Below are 4,325 nucleotides of genomic sequence, written 5' to 3'. Positions count from 1 at the left end.
CGGGTGCTCACCGCCGGACGGCACCCGGCCGCCGGTTCAGCCCGCCAAGCGGGACTGGAACGACAGAACCCCCGTTGACCTGGTCAACGGGGGTTCTGGCTGAGCCGCCTGAGGGAATCGAACCCTCGACCTACGCATTACGAGTGCGTCGCTCTGGCCGACTGAGCTAAGGCGGCGCGCCGTGGGCACGGCACGGACAGTCTAGCGAACGGCGAGCGGCCGGGACGAGCGGGGTCGGTACCCGGCGGCCCGGTGCCTGCCCGCCGGGAGCTCGGGCGGGTCAGCCGCGCCACAGCACCATGAGCATGGCCTCCACGGCGATGCGCGGCTTGACGTTCGCGGCCAGCGCGTCCCGGCACTCCAGTACCGCCTCCAGCCTTCGGAGGGTCGACTCCGGCGTCCACCGGGCCGCCGCCGAGCGGCTGTCCGCCTCCCGGTCGGGGTGGTTCAACGGCACCGCCGCCCCGGCAGAGAGGACGAGGACGTCCCGGTAGAAGGCCGTGAGGTCGATGAGCGCCTGGTCCAGGGAGTCGCGTTGGGTACGGGTGGTCCGGGACTTCTGCCGCTTCTCCAGCTCCCGGACGGCGGCGTTCGCGCCCCTGGTCGCCGCCGCGGTGCCCTTGCCGGTTCCACCGGCGCCCATCGCCGTGCGCAACGCCTCCTTCTCCTCCTCGTTCCGGGCCTCGTTGGCCTCGACCGCGTCGGTCTCGGCGGCCTTCACCAGCTCGTCGGCACACCGGAACACGTCGGAGGAGCGGTGGAGGGCGGTGGGCACCGCCAACACCGCCGCACGGCGCTGCCTGGCGGCCTCGTCCGTCGCCAGGCGGCGCGCCCGCTCCACATGGCCCCCGCACACCGACGCCGCCCAGTCGGCGAGCTCGGGGTCCACCCCGTCTCGGTCACGCAGCGCCCGGGAGATGTCCTCGGGCCGGGGCGTGCCCAGCGCCAGCGGCCGGCACCGGGACCGGATGGTCACCGGCACGTCATCGGGGTGGTCGGACGGGGCGCACAGCAGGAACACCGTCCGCTCCGCCGGTTCCTCCACCGCCTTGAGCAACGCGTTCGCCGCCCCCTCCGTCAACCGGTCGGCGTCCTCCACCAACACCACCTGCCAGCGGCCGGCGGTGGGCCGCCTGGCGGCCGCCTGCACGAGGGCACGCATCTCGGCGACGGAGATCGACAACCCGTCCGGCGCGACGATCCGCAGGTCGGCGTGGGTGCCGGCGAGCGCGGTACGACACCCCTGGCAGGCCCCGCACCCGGGTACCGGGCCGGGGACGACGCACTGGAGCGCGGCGGCGAACACCCGCGCGACCGTCGTCTGCCCGGATCCCGGAGGACCGGTCAACAGCCAGGCGTGGGTCATCGCACCCCCACCAGGAGCCCCGCCGGAGACGGACCCGGCCGCGTCGACCGCGGCGGCGGACAGCTCGGCCAGCACCGCCCGCTGACCCACGACCTCCGCCCACACGCCGGTGGTGGGAACCGCCGGTTGGCCGGGGACGGCTTCCACGCTCGCAGTCACCCCCACATTGTGCAGCCCACCGCGAGTGGCCCCTGGAGCGGGCGAGCCGGCAGAACGGGCACCGGACCTGGTGCGGCCGGGTCCCGGCGGACCTGACCACGGGTGCACCGGCTCGCCCGGCGGGTCAGCTCTCGGGCAGCGCGACCGTCCGCCCCTCGTACCCCTGCGCGTCGCTGATCATGCGGAAGCGGCGGTCCCGCAGCACCCGCCCGACGGCCTCCCGGACCCGCCGCTCGACCTCGTCGTCGCCGCCGTCCGCGTCGACGACCAGGTAGCGGTCCGGGTTGGCGGCCGCCATCTCGCCCAGCAACCGCTTCACCTGCCAGTTGTGCTTGAGGTCCTCGGTACCGGGCCCCCCGTCCGAACGCGGCTCCCGGTCGAGCAGCACGGTGATGTCCGCGTAGAGGCGACCGGTCGCCCAGTCCCCCAGCCCCTCCAGTTCGTGTTGGGCCAGCCCCGCCGCCGCGCCGAAGTGCGCCAGCGGGCTGTCCACGTAGCGTTCCATCACCACGACCGCGCCCGCGTCCAGGGCAGGACGGACCACCTGCTCCACCACGTCGCTGCGCACGGCTGCCGCGACCAGCGCGTTGGCCCGCGCACCCGACACCTCGACGGACTTGAGCACGTTGCGCAGCCGCTGCTCGTCCAGGGCGGGGTCAGCGGCGAGCACCACCCGGTTTCCGCCAGCGGTCAGCCAGTCCGTGAGCCGCCGGGCCTGCTCGGCGGTGTCCACCGCCGTGTCGCCCTCGACCGCGATCAGGAGGCCGTTGCCCTCCCGCCGGGACCGGAAGACGGCACGCAGGTCGGCGAGGATGGGACGGCTGCGCCGGTCGTCCATCTGGCGGTAGGCCACCACTCCGAGCACGGCGGCCACGACACCGGCGCCGAGCAGGATGGGCCTGGTGGCGTCGACCTCCACCTCGGCGCCGAAGAAGGACAGCGTGCGGGGCCGCAGGATCGCCAGCAGGGTCGGCACGAGGGCCAGGGCGGCGACGAGCACGACCCGGAGCAGCGACTGGACCATGGCGACGGTTCGTCCCCTGACCGCGTCGTCCACCTGGGTGCCGATGATGGTGAGACCGGTCAGGAAGGCGATGCCGGCGAACCCGCCGACCAGGGGAACCACCAGGAGGGCGATCCACAGCTGCGGCGCGAGCGCCACCGGGAACAGGGCCAGGCCGGCCCCGACGATCGCCGAGCCGAAGAGCCGGTTGTGCGGGATGCGTTGCGCGAACTTGGGCGCACCGGCCATGCCCCCGGCCAGGCCGAGGAAGATGGCCGCGAACAACAGGCCGTACCCGGTGTCCCCGGCGGAGAGGCTGTTGGAGTAGAGCTGGGCGGTGGCGACCACCGCGCCGCCGGCGGCGACCGCCCCGATGACACCGATGACCAGACCCCGGATCAACGGGGTGGTACCGATGAAGCGGAACCCGTCCCGGAGCATCGCCAGCGCTCCTGGCCGCTCCGCGGCCCCGGCCTCGGCGCCGTCGCTCTCCTCGGAAACGGGCTGGGGCGTCTCCCGTGCTTCCGCCGGGGCCTCGTCCCCCACCCTGCGCCGCAGGGACAGCTCCGGGATCCGGGTCGACACGATGATCGCGGAGGTGAGGAAGAGCAGCCCGTTGACGACGACCGCGATGTAGGCGATGCCCAGTTCGCTCTCGAGCTGGAGGATCGGCCCGATCGCGGTGACCAGCGCGTACAGGCCGGCACCGCTGATCACGGAGATGCCGTAGGTCATCACCAGGCTCAGCTGGTTGGCGGTCTCCACCTGGTCCCGCCGACGCAGCAGGTTGGGGATCGCCGAGTCCTTCGCGGGAATCCACAGCAGCGCGCAGCAGCCGATGAGGAAGTTCGCGACGAACAGCCACAGCAGGGGACCCGTCACGCTGTCCGACAGCGAACCGACCAGGGGGATGGAGAGGAAGAACAGGCATCGCAGGCTGTCGCAGACCACCATCACCTTGCGGCGGTCGAACCGGTCCGCGAGGATCCCGCCCACCGGGGCGAATAACAAGCCCGGCAGGAGTTGGGTCAGGACGACCGCGCTCAGGGCGAAGCTCTGGGCCAGGTAGCTGTCGGTGAACTTGGCGACCAGTCCCGTCAGCGCCAGGAATGACAGCCAGTCACCCATGCTGCAGATCGCGCTGACCATCCACAGCCGGCGGAACGCCGGGATGGCCAGAACGCTCCGTATCCGGTGGGCGGTCGTGGTGCCCGTTCCCCCGGTCTGCCGGCCAGTCGGAATGGCCGGCTGCGCCGCGCTAATGCTGACCACCCCCTGTTGGCCGTTGCTGCAAGGACCTGCGCTCAGAGTAGTCGGAAAATGTGATCAAGACGGCCGAACCGGCTGTCCGGGTGATGACAGCAGTCACAGCCCGCCTCCTCCGACACCGGCTCCGCACGCTACGTCCCCGATGTTGAGGATTCGCTGAGGACGCGGGGTCCCTCGGTCAGGGGTGGAGTGCCACGGCGGACCGGCAGGACGCTGGTTCCGGCGCCTCCGGTCGTCATGAGACCCAGTACGCGCCGATGATCACCGCGATCATCAGCAGCGCCATGACCAGCGGAAGCAGTCGGTGGAGGGTGGAGCCGGACCGCTCCGCGATCACCTCGGGCACCGGGTAGGAGCCCGCCGCGCTCTCCGCCCACACCTCGGGGGAGACGGATGTCGGGTGCGGCGCTCCTTGCTGCCCCGGACGCGCACCCGCACCGGACGTCCAGAGCCCCGCCTCCCGCTCGGCGGCACGCCGCATCCGCTCGCTCGGCTCGGGTGGGCGCACCGCGCCCACCGGCACGGCAG

The 4,325-nt window shown here is 72.7% G+C and carries 3 protein-coding genes and 1 tRNA gene; all 4 read right to left on the bottom strand.

The window, feature by feature from the left end; translation table 11 throughout:
• Positions 1-102: 102 nt before the first annotated feature.
• Positions 103-176: transfer RNA gene (locus tag ACTIDRAF_RS0214810), tRNA-Thr, on the bottom strand.
• Between the two features lie 104 nt (positions 177-280).
• Positions 281-1,525 carry a DNA polymerase III subunit delta' gene (locus ACTIDRAF_RS0214805; protein ID WP_245533545.1) on the bottom strand — a complete coding sequence of 415 codons (1,245 nt, stop codon included), beginning with the start codon at positions 1,523-1,525 and terminating at the stop codon, positions 281-283.
• A gap of 124 nt (positions 1,526-1,649) precedes the next feature.
• Positions 1,650-3,800 carry a bifunctional MFS transporter/dTMP kinase gene (locus ACTIDRAF_RS29020; RefSeq protein WP_083886305.1) on the bottom strand — a complete coding sequence of 717 codons (2,151 nt, stop codon included), beginning with the start codon at positions 3,798-3,800 and terminating at the stop codon, positions 1,650-1,652.
• A gap of 232 nt (positions 3,801-4,032) precedes the next feature.
• The coding region (locus ACTIDRAF_RS29015; protein ID WP_039787468.1) for a hypothetical protein at positions 4,033-4,325 on the bottom strand (293 nt) is incomplete at its 5' end.

The sequence above is a fragment of the Actinoalloteichus spitiensis RMV-1378 genome (assembly GCF_000239155.1).
GTDB lineage: Bacteria > Actinomycetota > Actinomycetes > Mycobacteriales > Pseudonocardiaceae > Actinoalloteichus_B > Actinoalloteichus_B spitiensis.
The sequence above is the reverse complement of the archived record's forward strand: the minus strand, read 5'-3'. Positions and strand labels throughout refer to the sequence as shown.